A 22,761-nucleotide genomic window follows, 5' to 3' on the forward strand; every position below is an offset into this window, starting at 1 on the left:
AGTCCCTTTTTCCCCACAGGAACCGACGATGACCGTCTACTTCATTGGCGCAGGTCCCGGCGACCCCGAACTGATTACCGTCAAGGGCCAGCGGCTGATTCGCAACTGCCCGGTGATCATTTATGCCGGTTCTCTGGTACCTGCCGCCGTACTGGAAGGTCACCGTGCCGAACAGGTGGTCAACAGTGCCGAACTGCATCTGGAACAGATCATCGACCTGATCAAGAGCGCCCACGCCAAGGGCCAGGATGTGGCCCGGGTGCACTCCGGCGATCCGAGCCTGTATGGCGCCATTGGCGAGCAGATTCGCTATCTGCGTGAGCTGGGCATTGCGTTCGAAATCGTACCTGGCGTCACTGCGACAGCCGCTTGCGCAGCGCTTTTGGGTGCGGAACTGACGCTGCCGGACATTTCGCAGAGCGTGATCCTGACGCGCTACGCCGACAAGACCGCCATGCCACCGGGAGAGGAATTCTCCAGCCTGGCGCAACACGGCGCGACCATGGCGATTCACTTGGGGGTCAGTCACCTGGCGAAGATAGTTGAGGAACTGCTGCCCCATTACGGCGCCGATTGCCCGATTGCGGTGGTTCACCGCGCGAGTTGGCCGGATCAGGATTGGGTGGTGGGCACGCTTGAGGATATTGCCGGGAAGGTTGAAGCCAAGGGCTTTCGCCGTACGGCGTTGATTCTGGTGGGTCGGGTGTTGGGCAGCGATCACTTTAGCGAGTCATCGCTGTATCGCGCAGGGCATGCGCACCTCTATCGCCCTTAAAATCTTTTATGCTTCACCCACAAAAAACGGCGCTCACGGGGCGCCGTTTTTTCATTTCGCAGCGAACACCTTAGTAGTAGGCGTTTTCTTTCTGCGTGTGGTCGGTCACGTCGCGAACGCCCTTGAGCTCGGGAATACGCTCGAGCAAGGTGCGCTCGATGCCTTCCTTCAGCGTCACGTCGGCCTGGCCGCAGCCCTGGCAACCACCGCCGAACTGCAGAACGGCGATGCCGTCTTCGACCACGTCAATCAGGCTGACCTGACCGCCGTGGCTGGCCAGCCCCGGGTTGATCTCGGTTTGCAGGTAGTAGTTGATGCGCTCGTTGACCGGGCTGTCGGCGTTGACCATCGGTACCTTGGCGTTTGGCGCCTTGATGGTCAGTTGGCCGCCCATGCGGTCGGTGGCGTAGTCGACAACGGCATCGTCCAGGAAGGCTTCGCTGAAGTGGTCGATGTACGCGGTGAAGCTTTTGAGCCCCAGCGCGGTGTCTTCGGGTTTTTCTTCGCCCGGCTTGCAGTAGGCAATGCAGGTTTCGGCGTACTGGGTGCCAGGCTGGGTGATGAAGACGCGGATGCCGATGCCCGGGGTGTTCTGCTTGGAGAGCAGATCAGCCAGGTAATCGTGGGCGGCGTCGGTAATGGTAATAGCGGTCATGGAAACTCCTCGCAGGCTTGGGCGCAGTTTACGCCAATCGACGCGCCGGACAAAGTCCTAGTATTTTTGTCGGGAAAGATTCCGACAATTCCCCCTGTGGGGTTTCAGAGGTTCTCGTAGCGATTCATGTCCAGCACGCCCTCTTCCACCGGATCGTTTTCGTGAATGTAACGGCTCAGGTCATGGAAATAGAACCAGAATTGCGGATGACTGCGACGTACTCCCCAACGTTCGACGATTTTCTCGAAGCTGTCGGTGTCCTTGGCGCTTTCCATCGCATCCACAAAGGCCGGCACTTGCCCGGCCGGGATGTTGAACATGAAGTTCGGGTAGCTGCTGAGTACACCCGGGAAAATCGTCAGGGTATCTAGCCCTGGCTGGTAGCGCAGTGATTCACCGAGCAAAAACGCCACGTTGCTATGGGCCCGGTTACGCAACAGGCTGTAGACCTCACGCTTGCCGCTGCTGGTTTCGATCCGCAGCAGGGTGGCCTCCGGCAACTGATCGATGACCTTCAGCCCCGCTGCCGGACGCGCAGTCAGACGACTCAGCGCCTGCTCGGCACTTTGCAGGTCCGGATCGATGTTCGGCCGCGAACAGTAGGCGCCGTCGCAGCGATTGATCGGGTCGGGCCTGGCATTGAGGTCGCCGTATCGGGCCAGCAGCTGATTGGCGAAGTCACGCTTGGGATCAGCCGGGTTGAGTTTCAGCGCGGTCGGCGTGTCGTCGTCGATGGTTTCGTAGTCGAGCCACATCTTGAATTTGCCACTGTTCTGATACCAGTCGTCGAGGTAGCCATCCCGGGAGTCGGCGGGCATCAGGCGCAGGAAGTTCTGCTCGGCGCCGTTGCGGATCAGGTCGAAATACAGGCGCGTCTGGGCCTGGTGGGACACGTTACCGAACACATCGAAGTTCACTGCCAGTTGATAGTAGGTGCGCTCCAGCAGCGGATAGTCGAACAGCCACATCGTTTGTGGCACCTCGCCGATCAGGCCTTTGGTCACCGAAGCACTGTCGAAATGGCGGAATATACTCAGCAACGCATTGTCGTTGCCGGCCCACAGGGTCGACCAACTCGGCGCCGGCTGATCGGCGTAGCTGTCCCGGCGCAAGGCTTCGTATTCATTGCGTTTGTCGCGGTAGTCGTGCCACAGGCTGAGCACGCTGCCGACATCATCGTTCTGCCCCGGCATGGCCAGCAACGGCGTGGCCTGCCCGCGATAGTTCGGATCGGTGACATACAGGTCGTGCTCGGGCGCCTGGAACAGCGCCCAGAAATTATCGCGGATCACGTCCGTGGCGATCTGACCCCGACACACCGGCCCACGGATAAAGGTGCGCACGAAGTACTCGGCGTTATCGAGCATGAACTGATAGCGCGCCTGGGCCGGAATCGCTTCGAAGGTAGCAAACGGGTTGGCCCGGCTCTGCGGCCCATAGCCCGGCAATGCGTCAACCTGCCAGTTGCCGCTGTAGAACAGGCTCTTGACCCGCGCCAGCTTCGCCGAACTCAGCGGATAGGTGATGTGGGTCTTGTGCACGATCACGCCCTGCACCGGCCACAAGCGATAGTAGAACTGTGTGCCCGGATCATCGTTTGGGCGACGGGTGTTGATCAGGTCAATCGGCTGGCCGGTCGGGGTGCGTGAGCGTACCCACTGGAAGAAATGCCCCGGCTCGCCATCCTTGAAGTAGAGATGGGCGAGAAACCAGTGCTCGTACAGCCAGCGCCCCACCAGGCTTTCCCGGGCGCCCGGCGAATTGAGCAGGTTTTCCCATTGCACCACCTCCAGGGCCTCACTGGCGCTGGGCGCCAGCGCCTGCTGATCGATCGGTGCGCCCGCCGCCAGCCAGCGTTGCAGCGTCTGGTACTGCTGGTCGGTCAGGCCGGTCACTGCCAGCGGCATACCCTCCTTCGGATGCCTGGCGGCGTAGCCGTCGAACTCCGCGGGCATCGCACACATGTTTTCCCGGTTCAGGCCCAGGACGATGTCTTCCGGCAGCTTCGCGTTGGGTTGCAACGGAGTCTTGTGGCCAAGCTCCAGCATCCGCGCCATCAGTGCAGCCTGGCTGCCCTGGGCATCGAGCACCGAAAAGAAACCCTTTTGCTGCCAGGCCTGTTTGCCGGAAGCGTCATAGAACAGTCGGGTCGGAGCAACCGCCTGGCGACGATCACCGTCGTAGACCGGGACTTTGGTTGCGCCACGTGCCGCGCCCTCACCGCTGCCCAGGTTGAGCTGACAGGCGGCGTCGTTGCAGGCGTGGCAGGCCACGCACTTTTCAGTGAAGATCGGTTGGATGTCGCGGCTGTAGGAAATAGCAGGTGAATTGGCAGAGGAAATCGCCGGACTTTGCGCCAGAGCGCCCCAGCTTAAAAACAACAACAATGTGCCGATGACGAAGCGATACGACATGTCCCTGGTCCCGAATCCTGAAAAAACGCCGCGATTCTACCGGTCTGTCATCCTTACCAACATGAACGATATTCATGCAAATTCGAGTCATGCTCCAAAAGCGCACAGGTTTGCTATCATCCCGGCCCTTCGTCATGGTCTTACCGAGTAGTCCAAATGTCCGATCGCAGCGTTCGCCTTCAAGCTCTCAAGCACGCCCTCAAAGAGCGCATCCTGATTCTCGATGGCGGTATGGGCACGATGATCCAGAGCTACAAGCTCGAAGAGCAGGATTACCGTGGCAAACGCTTCGCTGACTGGCCAAGCGATGTCAAAGGCAACAACGACCTGTTGGTACTGACTCGCCCGGACGTGATTGGCGGCATTGAAAAAGCCTACCTGGACGCCGGCGCCGACATTCTGGAAACCAACACCTTCAACGCCACCCAGATTTCCCTGGCTGATTACGGCATGCAAGGCCTGGCGTATGAGTTAAACGTAGAGGGCGCACGCCTGGCGCGCAAGGTCGCCGACGCCAAGACTCTGGAAACCCCGGACAAGCCGCGCTTCGTTGCCGGCGTGCTCGGTCCTACAAGTCGCACCTGCTCGTTGTCCCCGGATGTGAACAACCCCGGCTACCGCAACGTGACCTTCGATGAACTGGTGGAGAACTACACCGAGTCCACCAAAGGCCTGATTGAAGGCGGCGCCGACCTGATCCTGATCGAAACCATTTTCGACACCCTCAACGCCAAGGCCGCGATCTTCGCCGTACAAGGCGTGTTCGAGGAATTGGGCATTGAATTGCCGATCATGATTTCCGGCACCATCACCGACGCCTCGGGCCGCACCCTGTCGGGCCAGACCACCGAAGCGTTCTGGAACTCCGTGGCCCACGCCAAGCCGATTTCCGTCGGCCTGAACTGCGCCCTCGGCGCCAGCGAGTTGCGCCCATACCTCGAAGAGCTGTCGAACAAGGCCAACACCCACGTTTCCGCGCACCCGAACGCCGGCCTGCCGAACGAGTTCGGCGAGTACGACGAATTGCCGTCGGAAACCGCCAAGGTCATCGAAGAGTTCGCCCAGAGCGGCTTCCTCAACATCGTCGGCGGCTGCTGCGGCACCACGCCGGGTCACATCGAAGCCATCGCCAAGGCCGTGGCCGGTTATGCGCCGCGCGAGATTCCGGACATTCCGAAAGCTTGCCGCCTCTCGGGCCTTGAGCCGTTCACCATCGATCGCAACTCGCTGTTCGTCAACGTCGGCGAGCGCACCAACATCACCGGTTCCGCCAAGTTCGCCCGCCTGATCCGTGAAGACAACTACACCGAAGCCCTGGAAGTCGCCCTGCAGCAGGTCGAAGCCGGCGCCCAGGTGATCGACATCAACATGGACGAAGGGATGCTCGATTCGAAGAAGGCCATGGTGACCTTCCTCAATCTGATTGCCGGCGAACCGGACATCTCCCGCGTACCGATCATGATCGACTCCTCCAAGTGGGAAGTGATCGAAGCCGGCCTCAAGTGCATCCAGGGCAAGGGCATCGTCAACTCGATCAGCATGAAAGAAGGCGTCGAGCAGTTCATCCATCACGCCAAGCTGTGCAAGCGCTACGGCGCCGCCGTGGTGGTGATGGCCTTCGACGAAGCCGGCCAGGCCGACACCGAAGCGCGCAAGAAGGAAATCTGCAAACGCTCCTACGACATCCTGGTCAACGAAGTCGGCTTCCCGCCAGAAGACATCATCTTCGACCCGAACATCTTCGCCGTCGCCACTGGTATCGAAGAACACAACAACTACGCCGTCGATTTCATCAATGCGTGCGCCTACATCCGTGATGAGCTGCCGTATGCGCTGACCTCCGGTGGCGTGTCCAACGTGTCGTTCTCGTTCCGTGGCAACAACCCGGTGCGCGAGGCGATCCACTCGGTGTTCCTGCTGTACGCGATCCGCGCCGGGCTGACCATGGGTATCGTCAACGCCGGGCAACTGGAGATCTACGACCAGATCCCGGTGGAACTGCGCGATGCCGTTGAAGACGTTGTTCTCAACCGCACCCCGGAAGGCACTGACGCCCTCCTCGCCATCGCCGACAAATACAAGGGCGACGGCAGCGTCAAGGAAGCCGAGACCGAAGAGTGGCGCAACTGGGACGTCAACAAGCGTCTGGAGCACGCTCTGGTCAAGGGCATCACCACCCACATCGTCGAAGACACCGAAGAGTCGCGCCAGTCCTTCGCTCGCCCGATCGAAGTGATCGAAGGCCCGCTGATGTCCGGCATGAACATCGTCGGCGACCTGTTCGGCGCCGGCAAAATGTTCCTGCCGCAGGTGGTGAAATCCGCCCGCGTCATGAAACAGGCCGTGGCCCACTTGATCCCGTTCATCGAACTTGAAAAAGGCGACAAACCGCAAGCCAAGGGCAAGATTCTGATGGCCACGGTGAAAGGCGATGTGCACGACATCGGCAAGAACATCGTTGGCGTGGTGTTGGGTTGCAACGGCTATGACATCGTCGACCTCGGCGTGATGGTGCCGGCGGAAAAAATCCTGCAAGTGGCCAAGGAACAGAAGTGCGACATCATTGGCCTGTCCGGTCTGATCACCCCGTCGCTGGATGAGATGGTCCACGTTGCCCGCGAAATGCAGCGCCAGGACTTCCACCTGCCGTTGATGATCGGTGGTGCCACCACCTCCAAGGCGCACACGGCGGTGAAGATCGAGCCCAAGTACAGCAACGATGCGGTGATCTACGTCACCGACGCCTCCCGCGCCGTGGGCGTGGCGACGCAGCTGCTGTCCAAGGAGCTCAAGGCCGGTTTCGTCGAGAAAACCCGCCAGGACTACATCGAAGTTCGCGAGCGCACCGCCAACCGCAGCGCCCGCACCGAGCGCCTGAGCTATGGCGCGGCCATCGCCAAGAAGCCGCAATTCGACTGGGCGGGCTACACGCCGGTCACGCCGACCTTCACCGGCACCCGGGTGCTGGACAACATCGACCTCAACGTTCTGGCCGAGTACATCGACTGGACGCCGTTCTTCATTTCCTGGGACCTGGCCGGCAAGTTCCCGCGCATCCTCCAGGACGAAGTGGTCGGTGAAGCCGCCACCTCGCTGTACAACGATGCCCGGGAAATGCTGACCAAACTGATCGACGAGAAGCTGATCAGCGCCCGCGCGGTATTCGGTTTCTGGCCGGCCAACCAGGTGCATGACGACGACATTGAGCTCTACGGCGATGACGGCAAGCCAATGGCCAAGCTGCATCACCTGCGCCAGCAGATCATCAAGACCGACGGCAAGCCGAACTTCTCCCTGGCCGACTTTGTTGCGCCAAAGGACAGCGAAGTGACTGACTACGTGGGTGGCTTCATCACCACCGCGGGGATCGGCGCCGAAGAAGTGGCCAAGGCCTACCAGGACGCCGGCGACGATTACAACTCGATCATGGTCAAGGCCCTGGCCGACCGTCTGGCCGAGGCCTGCGCCGAGTGGCTGCACCAGCAGGTGCGTAAGGACTACTGGGGTTACGCCAGGGATGAGGCGCTGGATAACGAAGCGCTGATCAAGGAGCAGTACAGCGGTATTCGTCCGGCACCGGGCTACCCGGCTTGCCCGGACCACACCGAGAAAGCCCAGCTGTTCGCCCTGCTCGACCCAGAAGCCCAGGAAATGCGCGCAGGCCGCAGCGGCGTGTTCCTCACTGAACACTACGCGATGTTCCCGGCGGCAGCGGTCAGCGGCTGGTACTTCGCTCACCCGCAAGCGCAATACTTTGCCGTGGGCAAAGTCGACAAGGACCAGGTGCAGAGCTACACCTCGCGTAAAGGCCAGGAATTGAGCGTGACCGAACGCTGGCTGGCGCCGAACCTGGGTTACGACAACTAAACAGCATTGCCAACCACTGCATTGTGGTTGGCAAGGCTTCTGTGGGAGCGAACCTGCTCGCGAAAGTGGTCTATCAGTCAACATCGATGTTGAATGTTATTCCGCAATCGCGAGCAGGCTCGCTCCTACAATAGTTAACCAGGGGCTGATTCAGCTGTTCCTTGCCAATGTCCCCGGCTGTGGCTCCCCACCCGCTACCTCCTTGCGGGACAACTCGATCATCTTCGCGTTGCGCGCCGCCGTCTGTTCGAACATCTGAGTCAAAAGAGCAGCGTCATCAACACCGTCATCCTCCGCCGCCTGACTTTCCGCCTCATCAAGTGCCGCGAACTCTTCAGGGTATTTCTCCTTGAGATAACTCACCCAATAGTCGCGCTGGATCAAGTCTTCGAAAAACCCGTCGGACCGTTCCGCATTGACGATTTCCACGCGCGCGTCCGCCAATTGTTGCCGCGTAACGCCCGAGGCATAGGTCATGTGCTTCGGCTGCCCCGGCAGGACAAGGCCGTCATCCCAGCCCTCCGTCAGGCCGATTCGATAACCCAGGCGCACCTCGGCCTCATCCTCACCGGTTTGCGCCGCGGCCTTGGTCGCCAGATCATCGATCTTGTCCAGTCGAAACAGCTGCCTGGAGAGTTTCAGCAGTGCCTGGCCCTTCACACTCAGGCCCCCAGGCGGAATGTCGAGCAAGGCATTGTGGGTGAACACCTTGCTTTCCAGCCCGCTGAACGTGAGGATTCGCCCGTCGACACAGGTGCCATGGGTACTCGAACTGGCGAACAGCACTTCCCGAAGTTCGCTGTTGCCGGCCGCGGCTTCCATCACGGTCCAGACCCGTCGCGTCAAATCGGCACTGGCCACCCGAAACTCCTGAGTGTCCTGCAATCGCGAGAGCAAATGAAAGAACGCCGCATTGTCCGGCTCGGCCGCCAGCTGATTCCAGATTTCGCTTTTACCGGCCAGTTCCTCCGGGGGCACATTGGCCAGCCAAGGGGCCTGTTGTGTGGAATCAGGCTCAACGTCAGGGAGCTCTTCATCCGACTCGACGCTGTCACTGTCGTCCTGGTCGTGAGCGTCATCCAGCAATTCGTCGAGTTCAGCCCGCGAGAGCCCAAGCACCGTATCCCGCGCTCCTGAATCACGGTAAGCCCTCAAGCGCTCGAGACTCTCAAGCGCCAGGTTGTTGTCGCTCAGATCGATGCCGATCATCAGGACGTTGTGATCGCCATCCAGAGCCTGCGCCGGAACCGATGTGATCTCGTTACCACTCAGATTCAGGACTCTGAGGCGGGAGGTCTCCAGCACGCCGCCCGGCCATTGCGTCAGATTGTTATTGCGCAGATCGAGTGTCACCAGTGCTTCGAAAACGTCGAGATCGAAGGACTCCAGTTCGTTGTAGCCCAGGTCAAGCCGGTTCAGGCGCTCCAGATTGCTCAACGAAGCGTACAGGTGTTCGGCATCGCTCAGCCGGTTCGAAGACAGTTCCAGGCGCTCGAGCATCCCCATGTGCGGGACCGGCTCGGGTATGGCCTCCAGCTCATTGCCATTGAGTTCCAGGGTCTTGAGCCGGGTAAAAGCGCTGAGGAACCCGTCGGAGCCTGTCCGGGTCAGTTTTACACCGGTCAGATTCAGCCTGCCGACGTGCTCGAACGTTGCCGGCATCTCCGGGAGATCGCCCAGTTGCAGACCGCTCAGATCCAAAACGGCATTGGCAACGCCCTGCACACCGGTCAGGCCCTGGCGCCAGCATTCGAGGATGCGCAAGGCGCCCAGCCTGCGAATGCTTGAAGACATCATCCAACCTGTGCCGCGGGCTCCTCGTGTGAAGATCCAGCCGTTCAACTGACGCGTAAGCGCTTCGTAGGTCTGTTCCCAACCAGCAAGACGCGCGCTGATTTGCACCTCGCTTGCCCCGCCCTCGCGCATCTGTTCCAGCGCTTGCAAGGCTTCATCATCCGCCAGTGTCGGCTTCAAACGTTGCAGACGCCTTGTGAAAACCTCGGCCCCTTCTCCCGCCGGAATCTCAGGCAGCGCCAGCAAATGCTGCGCAATGGAAAGCCCACTCTCGGACGGCGGGAACCCGAGCGGTATCGGCTCCATGGCGAACTGCTGCAGGGCACCCTCTGGCAGCACCCTGGCAACTTCTATTTGGTGCCAGGCGGTCCGGAGCATTGCACCGGCCTGAGGGGTCAAGGGCGAGCCGCCGAGATTGGTTTTGAGCAACACCTCATTTTCCAGCACCGCCGCCGGCAGCTCGGAAATCTTGCTGTCGCGCAAATCCAGCCAGGTCAACTCCGGCAAATCCTGGGCACCTGCCGGCCACTCCCGCAGCCCTGTCGCGCGCAGGTTCAAGGCCTTGAGGTGAGTCATTGCGCTGACGTCCAGGGTGTTCAGGGGGTTGCTGCTCAGGTCCAGATGTTCAAGCGTTTGCAACCCATCGAGACCTTGCTGTACTCCCGGATCGACAACAATCCCGTTACTGGAGAGATCCAGCTGGGTCAACTTTCCGAGATCGTCGGGACCGATGGGAATTTCGCTCAGGCTGCAACTGCGCAAGTCGAGTGTTTGAAGTCCGGTAAACCCGCGGATGAAACCGCGAATCTGTGCTGCCGGTGCCTTGCTTCCCCTCAAATACAGCGTTTGCACCTCCGGGAAAGCACCGGCCGGCAGCTCGGGAAAATCACTCAGCCCCAGATTGGGCAAGTCCAGCACCGAAGCATTGACCGTAGCGCCGTAGCGTTTGAATACGCCGTTGCGCCAGCAGGCTCTCAGGGAATTTGCCGCTAATGTCCGACCTGTCATTTCGTTGATCGCTGTCGGCATTTCGCGCACACGATAGGACCAGTCATTGAGGTTGCGGTTGAGTGCATGGTGCTGATCACTCAAGGCTTCGATCGCCCCGTACCTCGCCTCGGCATCCTGCCACTGCTCGACAAAACGATTGAACAAGGCCTCGTGATTCTCGTTGAGACCCTCGCCAAGTCGTCTCAACTCACCCTTGCTGTAATCCCTGACCATTTCCTCGAGATCGACAAGGTGTGGAGATTGCATTTTGGCGTACTCATATGCCGGCCTGAAATTTTCACGAAGGACATTCGACCAGTCCAGCGACAGTCCGGACCAGAGCTTTTCATGTCCGTTGAAAATGCCCTCGGGCAAGGTCCTGATCCCCGTGCCCTTGAGGTTCAATCGCTCAAGTCGCGGCAGTTCGAGAACTCCGGCGGGCCATTCAAACAACGAAGGTGCCAGCACTTCCAGCCGACGCAGATTGCGCAACTGGCTGACATCCAGCGCAATCGGCGTGAACCCCGAACAATAGACATTAAGGTCCTCAAGCCTGGTCAACGCGCTCAGCCTCGATGGCATGTCGGCAGCGTAGGGAGCCGCTGAATACAGGCTCAGATCAGTGAGTTCCGGCATCCTGCCGATGACCTCGGGCACATTGCTGAACTGGTTGCCCGTGGCGTTGATACGCAGCTTTCTCAACCTGGGGAAATTCGCCAACAGTGCATCGGCATTGGCATCGGTGATGCACTTGCCCCGGACGTACAGATCCCGCACATGGGAAAAATCCGCCGACAACGAAGGCAGCGCCTCGTCGCAGGTCAGGTCAAGCAATGTGAAGCGCGCTTGCTCCGCGGCCAACGGCGAGTTGCGCCAGCTATCCTTGAGACTCTGCGCGACCGAGGCCTTGCCGCCCAGCATGCGCTCCAGGGCAGAGCTCGGTGATGGCTCGCCTACCCAATGATCGAGTGTCGCCTCCAGCGTCTGCCACTCGCGCAGGCGGGCCTGCAACAAACCGTAAATCTGCGCATCGGTTTTTCCTGCACGCAAATGCGCCAGGATAAATCCGTCGGCCTGCTGTTCAGTCAGCGCCGGATAGACATCCCGAACCCGTATCGCCAGCGAAGGGTTGATCCCTTGCCCGCGCCCGCTGGCGTAGTAACCCACCAACCGTTCGTTGACCCGAACCGGAGGCTTGAACGTCGCCTGCTTGCCGATGCGTGTCTCCAAACGTTGTGCCAGCTCGGCACGATGGGTGGTGGCATAGTCGATGATTGCCGTGCGCAACTGGCTGCCCTGAGCCACATGGGGAACACCCAGCGCCTGGCGCGCCGAGTCGGGCAAGGCATGCATGATCGACGGGTAAAAGTTGTCGCCATTTCGAGGAATGCTGTTGAGCTCCTCGCCGCGCTCATCAAACGCCTGGTAAGCCGGTCCTTTCTTGACCACGTATTTGCGCGTGACGGCAGTCTGACTGCCAATGCCATCGATCAGCGGCCCCTCGACGTGACCGTCGCGCACTTCCAGGCGCACGCCGTCGGACCAGCCCGGCAGTTTTTCCAGGGAATGCAGTGCCAGCCATCGGCTGTCCGCCGACGCCATACGGTCTAGATGCAAGCCGGCAAAGGCTCGATTGACACGCCCTTGTCGTGCATACCAGCGGCCCTCCTCAAGCATGTTCAAGGGAATCCGCCGCGTCGTTTGCCACCGCGCCAGTTCTTCGGCATTGGCATCGAGCAACACCCTGTTGGCAGCGGATTCACTGAGCCCCGGGCAAGCACGCTGCAGCATCGCCACCGGTCCCTTGACCGCCTCGGTGTTCCCCGGGCCAGCCTCGAACGCCGACAACAACTCAGCCAGCCCGGGAGGTGGAGGCAGATGATCGAGGTGCATCTTGCGCAGGGCACTGTCACGGGTACCGCTGGCATCGGCGATGGTGAGCAGTTGTTCGTCGGTCAGGCCCTCGGTTCCATGGCCCATGCGCCGCAACAGGGTCAGGCGATCCCACTCAAGAGGACGTTCCAGTGTATGGCGCCAGGCACCGTGGCCGTTGTGTTCGAGAATCGGTCGCCAGGCCCCGGTATCGGACGGATGCTCGATTCGCCACTTTTTCAGCGAGGAATCAAAGGTGATCTCATATACCTTGCCCGCCTGTCGAATGTAGGTGCTGCGGTTCGCACGAAACTGCCCCAGGGCATTGGGGACGATGTCATCACCCAGCTCAACCTTGCACTCATAGGTTTTCAGGTCGGGTTTCCACAACCGTGTCGCGCCATCGGGGCGCTCAATGGCGTCCAGCCCTTCGATCACGGGGTCCGGTGCGACTGGCACGATCTTCCCCAGCACCTTGCCGCCCCCGGCCATCAGTGCGATCAACGCCAGGTTTTCCGCGACATCGATCAAGTGCGCCTTGGCAGCAACGCGATCCCCCTCACTCCATTCGATAACTCCTTCGAACGACTCGTACAACATTTGTCCTGCCATCACCGTCAGCATGATCTCGCCGAGCACCGGTACGAACATCGACACCATGTTCAAGCCCAGCATGCCGATTTCCAGCAGGTGATTGAGCTTTTGCGCCCGAACCTTCGCATCGACTTCGGCGGTCGGGACCGCATGGCTGCGCGCATCGGCGATGACCTTGGCGCGGTTTTGCTCGTAGAGATACGTCCACAGATCGGTGTTGGCGGACCAGATTCCGGCTACGCCATTACGCGTTGTACCCATTGGGTCGAGATACGGATCTTCCTCCGGTTCGCGTTTACCCTGAACTTCGGGGGGCAGCTCCTTGATACCAACGAACGTGGAGATCGGCGGAATGTACCGGGTGACCTTGACCCAGAAGGAGTGCATCGGATCGCTCGGAGCGTCCTCCGCCTTGCGGGTGAACTGGCTGAAATAGTAAGGGCGGTCGGCGTAAGCCACGAACTGACTGAAAAAACGCTGGTGTGCGGTCGGCCTGCCATCGTCAGCAGACCGTGAATTGCCGGCCGTGAACTGGCGCTTGAATTCGTCATGCCACTGCGCCGAGGTGTAGCGCTTGAGCGGATGCTCGGGATCATGGGGAATGTAGACGATGAAATCGCTGGTGTAGCGATACTGCTCGCTGATGCTGAACACCACACAGCCGGTCATCCGGCGCTTCATCAAGCTGAGGTCGCGGAACCAGACCTGTCTGTCGCCCAGCCGGGGATGGACTTCCCCGCCAATGACCGAAAGAATCATCGAGTAGTCTTGCGGCTCGATATCCTTTTTCAACAACGCCAGGTCGGCGGCGGCCCTCATCGCGGTTTTCTGACTGTCGATGAATTGCTCGCGCAGGTTGGCTTCCACCTGCGTATCGGCTGGCTGGAAAAACCCGTTCACGCAGGTTTGATACTGGGCTCCGATGTCCAGCGTTCGGCACAGCGACAAAAACTGCCTGACCGTCATGCCCAGCGCAACATTCTGGAATATACCGGGGGTTTGCGTTTCGACGACGAACCCTGAATCACGGTGAAAGGCCCCTTCTTCACACTCCGAGGCCTCGAAGTTGTGCAATGCCGCCTGGAGCAAGGACAGTTTCAACACCTCGAACGACGAGACTTCGATATCGAGCACGCCAACCTCCAGGGGGCGCCTCAGGCACACCCAGGTCTTGTTGACGTCGACGTCGATCGAGAACCTGTCCTTGAGAGCCTTGGCCAGTATCGGCCCGGCGAATGTTTCGGCGTCGCGCAGCGCGGACATTGTCTGGTCCAGCCGGGTCTGCGCGATAAAACTGGCGTTGAAACTTGCCCTCAATGCCTGCTGTTGCGTGCCGGATGCCTGCACGTACCAGTCAGGCAGGCGTGTTGCGCTGTCTTTGATCGCCGCGCGCCTTGGGGATGTCGCCTTGATCAACCAATCGGGGGTCATGCGTTCAAGCGCTTCACTGTGCATGCTGCTTTTTCCTGGCAGCAACGCCTTCGACACTGAACCTTCAGTAGGTGACTGCGCACTCGACGTCGGGGACGAGGTGCGGGTTGAAATGCTCATACTGTCTCTCCTGGTAAATGGAGCGACAGCACACCACCCCAGGCCTGGACACCTGCGGTACATAGTTACCGCAAGTTCGAAAAGGCGAGACAAAGCGTTTCAGGCAACCACGGCACGAATCGGCAGATTGGCTATGCTGTGGGGACCAACCATCAGGCGAGGGATTTATGGACGATCCGGCCGACAACAAACCGCCAACCTTCTGGCAAATGCTGCACAGCGTCATGGCGGCGGCGTTCGGGGTGCAGAGCGGGAAAAACCGGGCCCGTGATTTCACTCACGGCAAGCCGAGTCATTTCGTGATTCTGGGGATTGTGTTCACGGCGGTGTTTGCATTGACGTTGTTCGGCATCGTCAAGCTGGTGCTGCTGCTGGCCGGTGTTTGATGCAAGTCAGTGCATCAGGGTTTGCAGGGTGAACGGGTATCGCCAGGTCGCGGGACGCCCCTTGGCCGAGAGTTTGTGGAAATCCACGCCGAAGTCCTGCGCGGTGCCCATTGCCAGCAGCCGCTTGGCCTGGGTCCGATCGATCAGCTGCAACAACGGAATCTGGCGGTCACGGCCACCGTACTGGCTGATGTCCACGCCTTCATCGTAGTCATGCAATTGCACCAGTGCCCAGCCACCGAGGCTGAAGTGCCCGCCCAGCAAGACACTCAGACGACGGTCCAGCAGCGCCTGCAACGCGGCGGGCGAATTGTTGATCGCGCCGAACAGCACGCCCTTGCCTGGCACACCTCCTGCCTCGACATACGCCTGCATCACGCCGAACACCATTTCATCATTGGCGGCCCAGACCAGCGACGTCTGCGGATAGCGCTTGAACAGCAACCTGGCCTGCTCACAGGCACGTTGCCGGGTCCAGCCGCCGTACACCAACTGGCGCAAACGCACTTCGGGGTGCTCGGCCAAGGCACGCCGCATGCCCTTCTCGCGAAATTGCGCGGACGGAGTGATCTTCAGACCGGAAAAGGCCAGTAGCTCGATGGTCTGGCCGGGGGCCACCGGGCCGTGCTGTCGGATCAACTCCTTGAGCATCAGGTAGCCGCCCTCCTCGTCGTTGGGCACCAGGCTGCCGAGCAAATCGGGATATTTGTCAGGCCGGGCTTCGACCAGCTTCATCTGATCCGGGGTCAGGGCGTTGTTGACCATGAACAGCTTTACCCCACTGCCCTTGGCCAGCCGCAGGATTTCGGGGGCGATGTATTGCTCGTTGACGAAGACCAGGTAGTCGGGACGATGGTGGCCCTGCAGGGCTTCGCGAGCCTGGCGGAGGGTGTTTTCGGAAACGCGGTCGGAATACTGGATGCGCAAGTCCATCCCCAGGTCGGTCGCCGCGGCCTGCATGAACTGGGAATAACTCACCCAAAAAGCTTCCGTGGGGGTTCCCGGGTTCAGGAACAGCACTGACGCCGCCTGGGCACAGGGTCCCAAGACCATGCCCAGCGTCAGCAATACGCCACACAGAAACTTCAACATTAGTCGTCCGAACCCCCGGAAATTCGCCGCGCATTATAGCCAGCGAACGTCCGTAAAACGGCGATTTTTCCGGTTTTTGTCAGACAATCGTCGGAACCGGGCCCGGACGGTGTCGCTTACTGATGACTGACCCAGAATACCGCCGTCCCCACGACCAGAATAATCAGGAACAAAATTGCCCATGCATCAACGGTGCTATCGCTTTTCCGTGCTTTGGTTGGGTTGCTCATTGCATCGCCTCTTGTCGGTTTTATCGGTGATTGCATAAAGACTCGAGCAGAGTAAAGACGACGATTGCCCGCATCACAAACAGGGTCTTTGCAACAACGATTCTCATTAGGCGATTTGGTTCTTTACATATGCTCAAACATCACTTTTACGCATAACTGCAAACTGGTATCGTGCCCCGGCTCCGTAGGGAGTGCGCGGCCGTGCGCGCAGAATTGCCGAGGTTTTATCGGACGCCAGCAAGCCAAAAAACGCCGCTGTTTCCGACCGGCCCAAGCCTGAGAACAGGACTTATATGTACGTATACGACGAATACGATCAGCGGATCATCGAGGACCGCGTCAAGCAGTTCCGTGATCAGACCCGACGCTATCTGGCAGGCGAGCTGAGCGAAGAAGAATTCCGCCCCCTGCGCCTGCAAAATGGCCTTTATATCCAGCGATTCGCGCCGATGTTGCGAGTGGCGGTGCCTTACGGCCAACTGACTTCGCGTCAGATCCGCATGATGGCCAAGATTGCCCGCGACTACGACAAGGGCTACGCCCACATCAGTACCCGGCAGAACGTGCAGTTCAACTGGCCGGCCGTGGAAGACATTCCGGACATTCTCGCTGAACTGGCCACCGTGCAGATGCACGCGATCCAGACCAGCGGCAACTGCCTGCGCAACGTCACCACCGACCAGTTTGCCGGCGTCGCTGCCGACGAACTGATCGACCCGCGCCCATGGTGCGAGATCGTCCGCCAGTGGACCACGTTCCACCCGGAATTCGCCTACCTGCCGCGCAAATTCAAGATCGCTGTCAACGGTTCGACTTCCGACCGTGCCGCCATCGAAGTCCATGACATCGGCCTTGAGCCGGTGCACAACGCCGCCGGCGAACTGGGCTTCCGTGTGCTGGTCGGCGGCGGCCTGGGCCGTACACCGGTGGTGGGTGCATTCATCAATGAATTCCTGCCGTGGCAAGACCTGTTGAGCTACCTCGACGCCATCCTGCGGGTCTACAACCGCTATGGCCGTCGCGACAACAAGTACAAGGCGCGGATCAAGATCCTGGTCAAGGCGCTGACGCCTGAAGTCTTCGCACAGAAAGTCGATGCGGAAATGGAGCACCTGCGCGGTGGCCAGACCACGCTGACCGAAGCCGAAGTGCAGCGCGTCGCCAAGCACTTCGTCGACCCCGACTACAAGGCCCTGGAAAACCAGGCCGCCGCACTGGCCGAGCTCGACCAGCAGCACCCGGGCTTCGCCCGCTGGCGCGTGCGCAACACCCTGGCCCACAAGAAGCCGGGTTATGTGGCCGTGACCTTGTCCCTGAAACCGACCGGCGTTGCACCGGGCGACATCACCGACAAACAGCTCGACGCCGTGGCCGACCTGGCCGACCGCTACAGCTTCGGTCAACTGCGCACCTCCCACGAGCAGAACATCATCCTGGCCGACGTCGAGCAGGACAAGCTGTTCGCCATGTGGGGCGAGTTGCGCGAGCAAGGCTTCGCCACACCGAACATCGGCCTGCTGACCGACATCATCTGCTGCCCGGGCGGCGATTTCTGCTCCCTGGCCAACGCCAAGTCGATCCCGATCGCCGAATCGATCCAGCGCCGTTTCGACGACCTGGACTACCTGTTCGACATCGGCGAACTGGACCTGAATATCTCCGGCTGCATGAACGCCTGTGGTCACCACCACGTCGGCCACATCGGCATCCTGGGGGTGGACAAGAAAGGCGAAGAGTTCTATCAGGTTTCCCTCGGCGGCAGCGCCAGCCGTGACGCCAGCCTGGGCAAGATCCTCGGCCCGTCCTTTGCCCAGGAAGCCATGCCTGACGTGATCGAAAAGCTGATCGACGTGTACATCGAACAACGTACCGAAGACGAACGCTTCATCGACACCTATCAGCGTATTGGTATCGACCTCTTCAAGGAGCGTGTCTATGCAGCGAATCATTAAGAACAACGAGGTCGTCGACGAGACCTGGCACCTGCTGCCCAAGGATTTCAGCATCGACGAAATCACCAACTGCGACGACTACATCGTTCCGTTGCAGTTGTGGCGCGAACACAGTCGCATGCTCCTGGCCCGCGACGGCGGCCTGGGCATCTGGCTGGACGCCGATGAAGAAGCCGAGGAAATCGGTGAAGACGTGGCGAGTTTCCAGGTCATTGCCCTGAACTTCCCGGCATTCACCGACGGCCGCAACTACTCCAACGCCCGCCTGCTGCGTGACCGTTACGGTTTCAAGGGCGAATTGCGGGCCATTGGCGACGTGCTGCGTGACCAGCTGTTCTACATGCATCGCTGTGGTTTCGACGCGTTTGCTGTGCGCCCCGACAAAGATCCGTATGAAGCCCTTGAAGGTCTCAAGGACTTCTCGGTGACCTACCAGGCCGCAACCGACGAACCGCTGCCGCTGTTCCGTCGTCGCTGACCGTCACGCCTTGAACCCCGGCCCAGGGTTCAAGGCGTTTTCACCCTCCCCGCTAAAACAGCGGATAATCGGCCAGCGGCATCGGCCGCCCCAAGGCGACCCAATCGCGGTACAGCCGGACTCGATCCTCCAGCACCACGAACAACCGGAACGGATTCTGCGCGTCACCCGTCCGAGTTTCGACACACTGCCGCAACCAGCCCCACAACTCTTCCGACGCATCCGCTTCCTGCAGCAAGCGCCACACACGTGCCTGCAGCGACACATAGCCGACCTGGAAATCTGCGGTCAGGCTCAATCCGTCCATGATCCGCAGCAACGTACTGCCCGATGGCTTGACGGCCAATCGTTGCCAGATCTGTTGCCGCGTCAGGCGCACGCTTTCATCACCCTCATGCAGCCAGCGCGTAGCACTGCCGTAATCGGCACCCGGCTCACTCAGCCACAGATTGATACCGGTGCGTTCGCGATGATCGACCAGGCGCAACAACGTCTCTTCATCCGTCAGCGGATTACCCCACAGTTTCACCCGGTCCCGGGACACCGCCTGAATCAGGATCGCGTAGGGAACCCTGCTGATCCGGTTGCCTCGCAAGTCGAGCGAGGTGAGGTACGGCTGATCGGCGATGCCAATCGGGCAACGGCTGATCCCGGTGTTTCTCAGGTTCAACACACGCAACTCGGCCATCCCCAATACCACGGGCGGGACAGTCAACGGGTTGTCACTCAGGTCCAGCGTTTGCAAGCCCACCAGATCACAAAACTGCGAAGCCGTGCTCTCCTTAAGCTGAAAAAAGGTGGACCTAAGATTGAGCGTTGTGAGTCGGGGCATTTGCCGAACCGGTGGAGGCAATACCCCCTCCAGCACATTGTCTGCATTGAGCCGACGCAGATCCATGCGCTCCAGGTTCAAAGAGTGCAGATTGGGGAAACTTTCGAGAAAAGCGTTCAGGCTTTCGCGTTCGACAAGGTGCAGGCCCTGCATCGATAGCTCGACGACTTCATTGAAGCGAACGTTCATTGTCGGCAAGCGATGGTAATCCTCGTACCCCAGGTCCAGCCTGTAACCGCGCAAGACCTCGCCGGACATGACTCGATTACTCTGGGGCGGGCATTTTTGCCAGATGCTCATCAACTCGTCGCCCAGTTCATTTCGCGCTTCACGCTCGCAGTCGATCACGGTTTGCAGCAGTTCGACATTGTGCGCCGCCACCTGCTGAGGATTCATGCCCGCGGCGTCATCATCGTCCACGGCCAGAAAATCCACATCCATGTCATCGACATCCAGCACGGACTGGTCGACCCAATGACGCAGATCGGCATGCAACTGCTGCGCTTCGAGCGTCAGGCGATCCAACAGCGCCTGCGCCCGCTCACCTGCCGTCAGGAGTAACTCATCCACCTGGGCATCGGTGAATTGCGGATACAGATCCTTGACCTGCAAACGCATGATTTCGTGACTCAGCGCAGCAGCCTGTGGCGTGTTCGGAAAGCCGCCACCGCGCAATCCCCCGGTTTCAAAGGGCAACCGCGAATCCATTCGATTCAAGCCGGGTATCAGCTCGGAGCGAGACAAGGCGTGCCCGCCGATGCGCAGGCGCAACTGGCCGGCCGCGTCGGGCGAGCCTAGCGACATCGCCGTGCGTTCCTCCCCTGACAACAGGTCCACCAGCGCGGCAAACAGATCCGAACCTTCACTGTCGGTAGCCGCCATCGTCGTATACCGATAGCGATCACCGACCTTGATCAAGCGCCGGCAATCCGCGGAATCAAGCGGGCCGCAGCGGTCCAGGACCCGGCCACTGATCGACCCGTCGAGCACTTCGATGCGCAAGCCTCTCGGCCAACCGGGCAGACGGCGCAGGGAATGCAACGCCAGGACATCGGAGTCGCGATGGCTGACCGAACGCAAGTACAGGCCCTCGTAGGCCCGGTTGAGTCGTACATGCTGCTGATACTCGCGTGCCTTGTTGTCGAGGCGCTTGAACAGTTGCAGCGCCTCGTCAGCATCGACGGGCCGATCTATGTCGACCCCGGAACGATCGAGGATCTGCTCCACGGCACTTTTCGGCAAACCCTGGTACTCGCGCTGAAACAGGCGAATCCAATCCTGGTCCGAGTGTTGGAGCGCTTGATAGCGGGCGTTGAACAATCCGGCCCGTGCTTGCGGATCGGTGACGGCTTCGAGTTCCTGATCGAGCTTGAAGCGAGTGATGGTGTCGGCAAGCGCCGGAGTTGGCGCGCGGCCGGCCTGCATCAGGCGCAACATATCGTCGTCGACCGCGCTGATCCGTGCGATTTGCGCCAATACCTCATCACTGAAGGCCGCACGCGGTGCGCAAACGCCTCGCATCAGCTCCACGCGTGTCGACACCGGTGCCGAAACCGATCCGGGTATGGGATCGATCGGCGTTTCGGGATGCGGCTCGCTCCCTGGCTCCCCCGGCTCGTGCAGCGTTCCGGCGATTTTCTCTTCGCCCTTGAGTGTCGCCACCGCCCCGACCAGGGGGAGCGCATTGAGCAAGCCGAACACCGTGCGCGTCACGCCCTCGGAGCGCTGCCCCGGTGTTTTACCGTTGACGGCCTGATCGAGGCCGTAACCGGCGTCGATCAGCCCGGCCAGCACCAGGACACCCTCACCTCCCGGAATGAACAATGCCAAAGGCCCCAGCCGGTTGATCCACTGCACGAGCGGCTCAACCACCGCGCTCAGGTTGTCGCGATTGACCTGGGCATCGTCGCGGATGGTTTTGACGCTGGCCATGGAAGCCTGCTTCATGGTCAGTACCAGTTGCGCGAACGGGTCGGTGTCGGTTGGTGCACGCTCAAGGTCGATGTAGTCCTGCGGGTCCCAGAAACCGTCGTTGTTGAAGAACCCCGCGTTCTTTGTCAGCCAGTGTTCCTTCGGGTAGGCCGCCATGCCTTCCAACGCCGTCGAAACGCCCGCATGGAAAGTGCCGTCTTCACGATCGTCCTCGGCAAAATGCGCGACCAACGTTTGCCGCGTGGCGGCAACCCGGCCTTGGGCCACGATCCATCGGCGCAGGTGCGGCCAGTCGGCGAATTCATGCAAGGGTGAGGAGTTGCCGGGAATATTCAACAAGACCCGGCCGCTGCGGCGGTGGCGGTAACACCAGATATCGTCCGAGGTGTAGCGATAGATCGTCAGCCGCCCGACCTCGATCGGCGCGCTGACGCGAGTGGACGCCTGCACCTGATCGATGGTCAACGCACTCCAGGCCTGCTCCGCTGGCAAACCGGCGGCCTGCATGGCCAGGGCCAGGCCTTCCTGACTCAAGCTGCCCTCCTGATGTTGCAGGCAGGCGCTCATGATAAAGGCGGCCTTGGCCGAGGTTCTCAGGTCAAAGGGCGCCATCTGGAGGATTCGCTTATCGGAGGGCCAGGCGTTATCAAGGTAAGCCTGATAGCGGGTTTGCAAATCCAGATCCCAAACCCACTGTTTGAACGCCGCCGGTTTCAGGGCAATTTGCGTTGCCGGCCCATACACCTGGGGGCTGGTCTGGCGATAGATGCCTTCGTAGGTATGGTGGTTGCCATTGCCGTGGTCGGCGAACTCATCGACATGTTCCACGATACGAATGGTCGGGCCGACATCGGGCGGTGTGAACAAGCCCAACAGGCTTTCGGCAAAACGCCCGTCGCCGACGGCCTGGTAGTTCGCCAGCAACGCCTGCACCAGGGTTTGCGAGTTCGCCACCTGGCCTTGCTCGATACCGTCCTGCGGCGGGTGCCCGCGGTAGCGGTAATCCAGGGTGACCAACAGGGCGTTTTGCGGGTCGATGTCTTGCCCCCACTTTTCCTTGATCAACTGTGCAGCGAACTGCTCGGGAGACTGCGGCAAAGCCGCGCTCACCACAGACTTCAGTGTTTCGCGCAGCGGCAGATGTTCGGTATCAAGCGGTGTCCAATGGTCGTTCATGTGCGTTCCATGGCAATTATTCCGGAACACCAACATAACCAGCCGCTGCCTTGCCGAAAGCAGGAAGGGTCGCCTGTTGCCTACAGAGATTTCGCCGGGCCATGGAGGACATCGGACAGGCATTCGCAGGCAAAAAAACCGGGGCAAATGCCCCGGCTGGATGTTTTGTTG

At 60.3% G+C, this 22,761-nt stretch carries 10 protein-coding genes; 5 read left to right on the forward strand and 5 right to left on the reverse strand.

Annotation, left to right across the window (positions count from 1 at the left end):
- The first annotated feature begins 28 nt into the window (after nt 1–28).
- On the forward strand, nt 29–775 hold the full coding sequence (cobM, locus tag AABM52_RS16735; protein WP_347906954.1) for a precorrin-4 C(11)-methyltransferase: 747 nt from the start codon (nt 29–31) through the stop codon (nt 773–775).
- Between the two features lie 70 nt (nt 776–845).
- On the opposite strand, the gene nfuA is transcribed toward cobM, so the two are convergent.
- Together nfuA and AABM52_RS16745 are read right to left on the reverse strand one after the other, a co-directional pair.
- Nucleotides 846–1,430: a Fe-S biogenesis protein NfuA gene (nfuA, locus tag AABM52_RS16740; protein ID WP_007912592.1), complete on the reverse strand. Its 585-nt coding sequence runs from the start codon at nt 1,428–1,430 to the stop codon at nt 846–848.
- A gap of 104 nt (nt 1,431–1,534) precedes the next feature.
- Nucleotides 1,535–3,844, reverse strand: a complete 2,310-nt coding sequence (locus AABM52_RS16745) for a fatty acid cis/trans isomerase (RefSeq protein ID WP_347906956.1) — start codon at nt 3,842–3,844, stop codon at nt 1,535–1,537.
- 156 nt (nt 3,845–4,000) lie between these two features.
- Here AABM52_RS16745 and metH point away from each other — a divergent pair, with 156 nt between their 5' ends.
- Complete coding sequence (metH, locus tag AABM52_RS16750) at nt 4,001–7,711, forward strand: methionine synthase (RefSeq protein ID WP_347906958.1); 3,711 nt, start codon at nt 4,001–4,003, stop codon at nt 7,709–7,711.
- Nucleotides 7,712–7,861: 150 nt separating this feature from the next.
- On the opposite strand, the gene AABM52_RS16755 is transcribed toward metH, so the two are convergent.
- A complete protein-coding gene (locus AABM52_RS16755; protein ID WP_347906960.1) occupies nt 7,862–14,512 on the reverse strand; it encodes an NEL-type E3 ubiquitin ligase domain-containing protein in 6,651 nt (2,216 codons plus the stop codon).
- A 167-nt stretch (nt 14,513–14,679) separates the two neighbouring features.
- On the opposite strand from AABM52_RS16755, the gene AABM52_RS16760 reads away from it, so the two are divergent.
- Complete coding sequence (locus tag AABM52_RS16760; RefSeq protein WP_347906962.1) at nt 14,680–14,898, forward strand: DUF2970 domain-containing protein; 219 nt, start codon at nt 14,680–14,682, stop codon at nt 14,896–14,898.
- A gap of 6 nt (nt 14,899–14,904) precedes the next feature.
- Here AABM52_RS16760 and AABM52_RS16765 read toward each other — a convergent pair whose 3' ends face one another.
- A complete protein-coding gene (locus AABM52_RS16765) occupies nt 14,905–15,990 on the reverse strand; it encodes an ABC transporter substrate-binding protein (RefSeq protein WP_347906964.1) in 1,086 nt (361 codons plus the stop codon).
- Between the two features lie 523 nt (nt 15,991–16,513).
- Here AABM52_RS16765 and AABM52_RS16770 point away from each other — a divergent pair.
- Nucleotides 16,514–18,172, forward strand: coding sequence for a nitrite/sulfite reductase (locus AABM52_RS16770; protein ID WP_347906965.1), 1,659 nt, complete (start codon nt 16,514–16,516; stop codon nt 18,170–18,172).
- Complete coding sequence (locus tag AABM52_RS16775; protein WP_150700630.1) at nt 18,156–18,650, forward strand: DUF934 domain-containing protein; 495 nt, start codon at nt 18,156–18,158, stop codon at nt 18,648–18,650. The genes AABM52_RS16770 and AABM52_RS16775 overlap by 17 nt, the downstream gene beginning before the upstream one ends.
- Before the next feature lie 52 nt (nt 18,651–18,702).
- Here AABM52_RS16775 and AABM52_RS16780 read toward each other — a convergent pair whose 3' ends face one another.
- Nucleotides 18,703–22,590 (reverse strand): DUF6543 domain-containing protein, encoded by a 3,888-nt coding sequence (locus tag AABM52_RS16780; RefSeq protein ID WP_347906967.1) that lies wholly within the window; start codon nt 22,588–22,590, stop codon nt 18,703–18,705.
- Between the last annotated feature and the right edge of the window lie 171 nt (nt 22,591–22,761).

Source organism: Pseudomonas grandcourensis, from assembly GCF_039909015.1.
GTDB classification, from domain to species: domain Bacteria; phylum Pseudomonadota; class Gammaproteobacteria; order Pseudomonadales; family Pseudomonadaceae; genus Aquipseudomonas; species Aquipseudomonas grandcourensis.

Excerpts from the sequence above, each read along its gene's own strand:
- cobM (WP_347906954.1), top strand. The coding sequence starts at position 29 with ATGACCGTCTACTTCATTGGCGCAGGTCCCGGCGACCCCGAACTGATT.
- AABM52_RS16765 (WP_347906964.1), bottom strand. The coding sequence starts at position 15,990 with ATGTTGAAGTTTCTGTGTGGCGTATTGCTGACGCTGGGCATGGTCTTG.
- AABM52_RS16780 (WP_347906967.1), bottom strand. The coding sequence starts at position 22,590 with ATGAACGACCATTGGACACCGCTTGATACCGAACATCTGCCGCTGCGC.
- AABM52_RS16770 (WP_347906965.1), top strand. The coding sequence starts at position 16,514 with ATGTACGTATACGACGAATACGATCAGCGGATCATCGAGGACCGCGTC.
- AABM52_RS16755 (WP_347906960.1), bottom strand. The coding sequence starts at position 14,512 with ATGAGCATTTCAACCCGCACCTCGTCCCCGACGTCGAGTGCGCAGTCA.
- AABM52_RS16745 (WP_347906956.1), bottom strand. The coding sequence starts at position 3,844 with ATGTCGTATCGCTTCGTCATCGGCACATTGTTGTTGTTTTTAAGCTGG.
- AABM52_RS16760 (WP_347906962.1), top strand. The coding sequence starts at position 14,680 with ATGGACGATCCGGCCGACAACAAACCGCCAACCTTCTGGCAAATGCTG.
- nfuA (WP_007912592.1), bottom strand. The coding sequence starts at position 1,430 with ATGACCGCTATTACCATTACCGACGCCGCCCACGATTACCTGGCTGAT.
- AABM52_RS16775 (WP_150700630.1), top strand. The coding sequence starts at position 18,156 with ATGCAGCGAATCATTAAGAACAACGAGGTCGTCGACGAGACCTGGCAC.
- metH (WP_347906958.1), top strand. The coding sequence starts at position 4,001 with ATGTCCGATCGCAGCGTTCGCCTTCAAGCTCTCAAGCACGCCCTCAAA.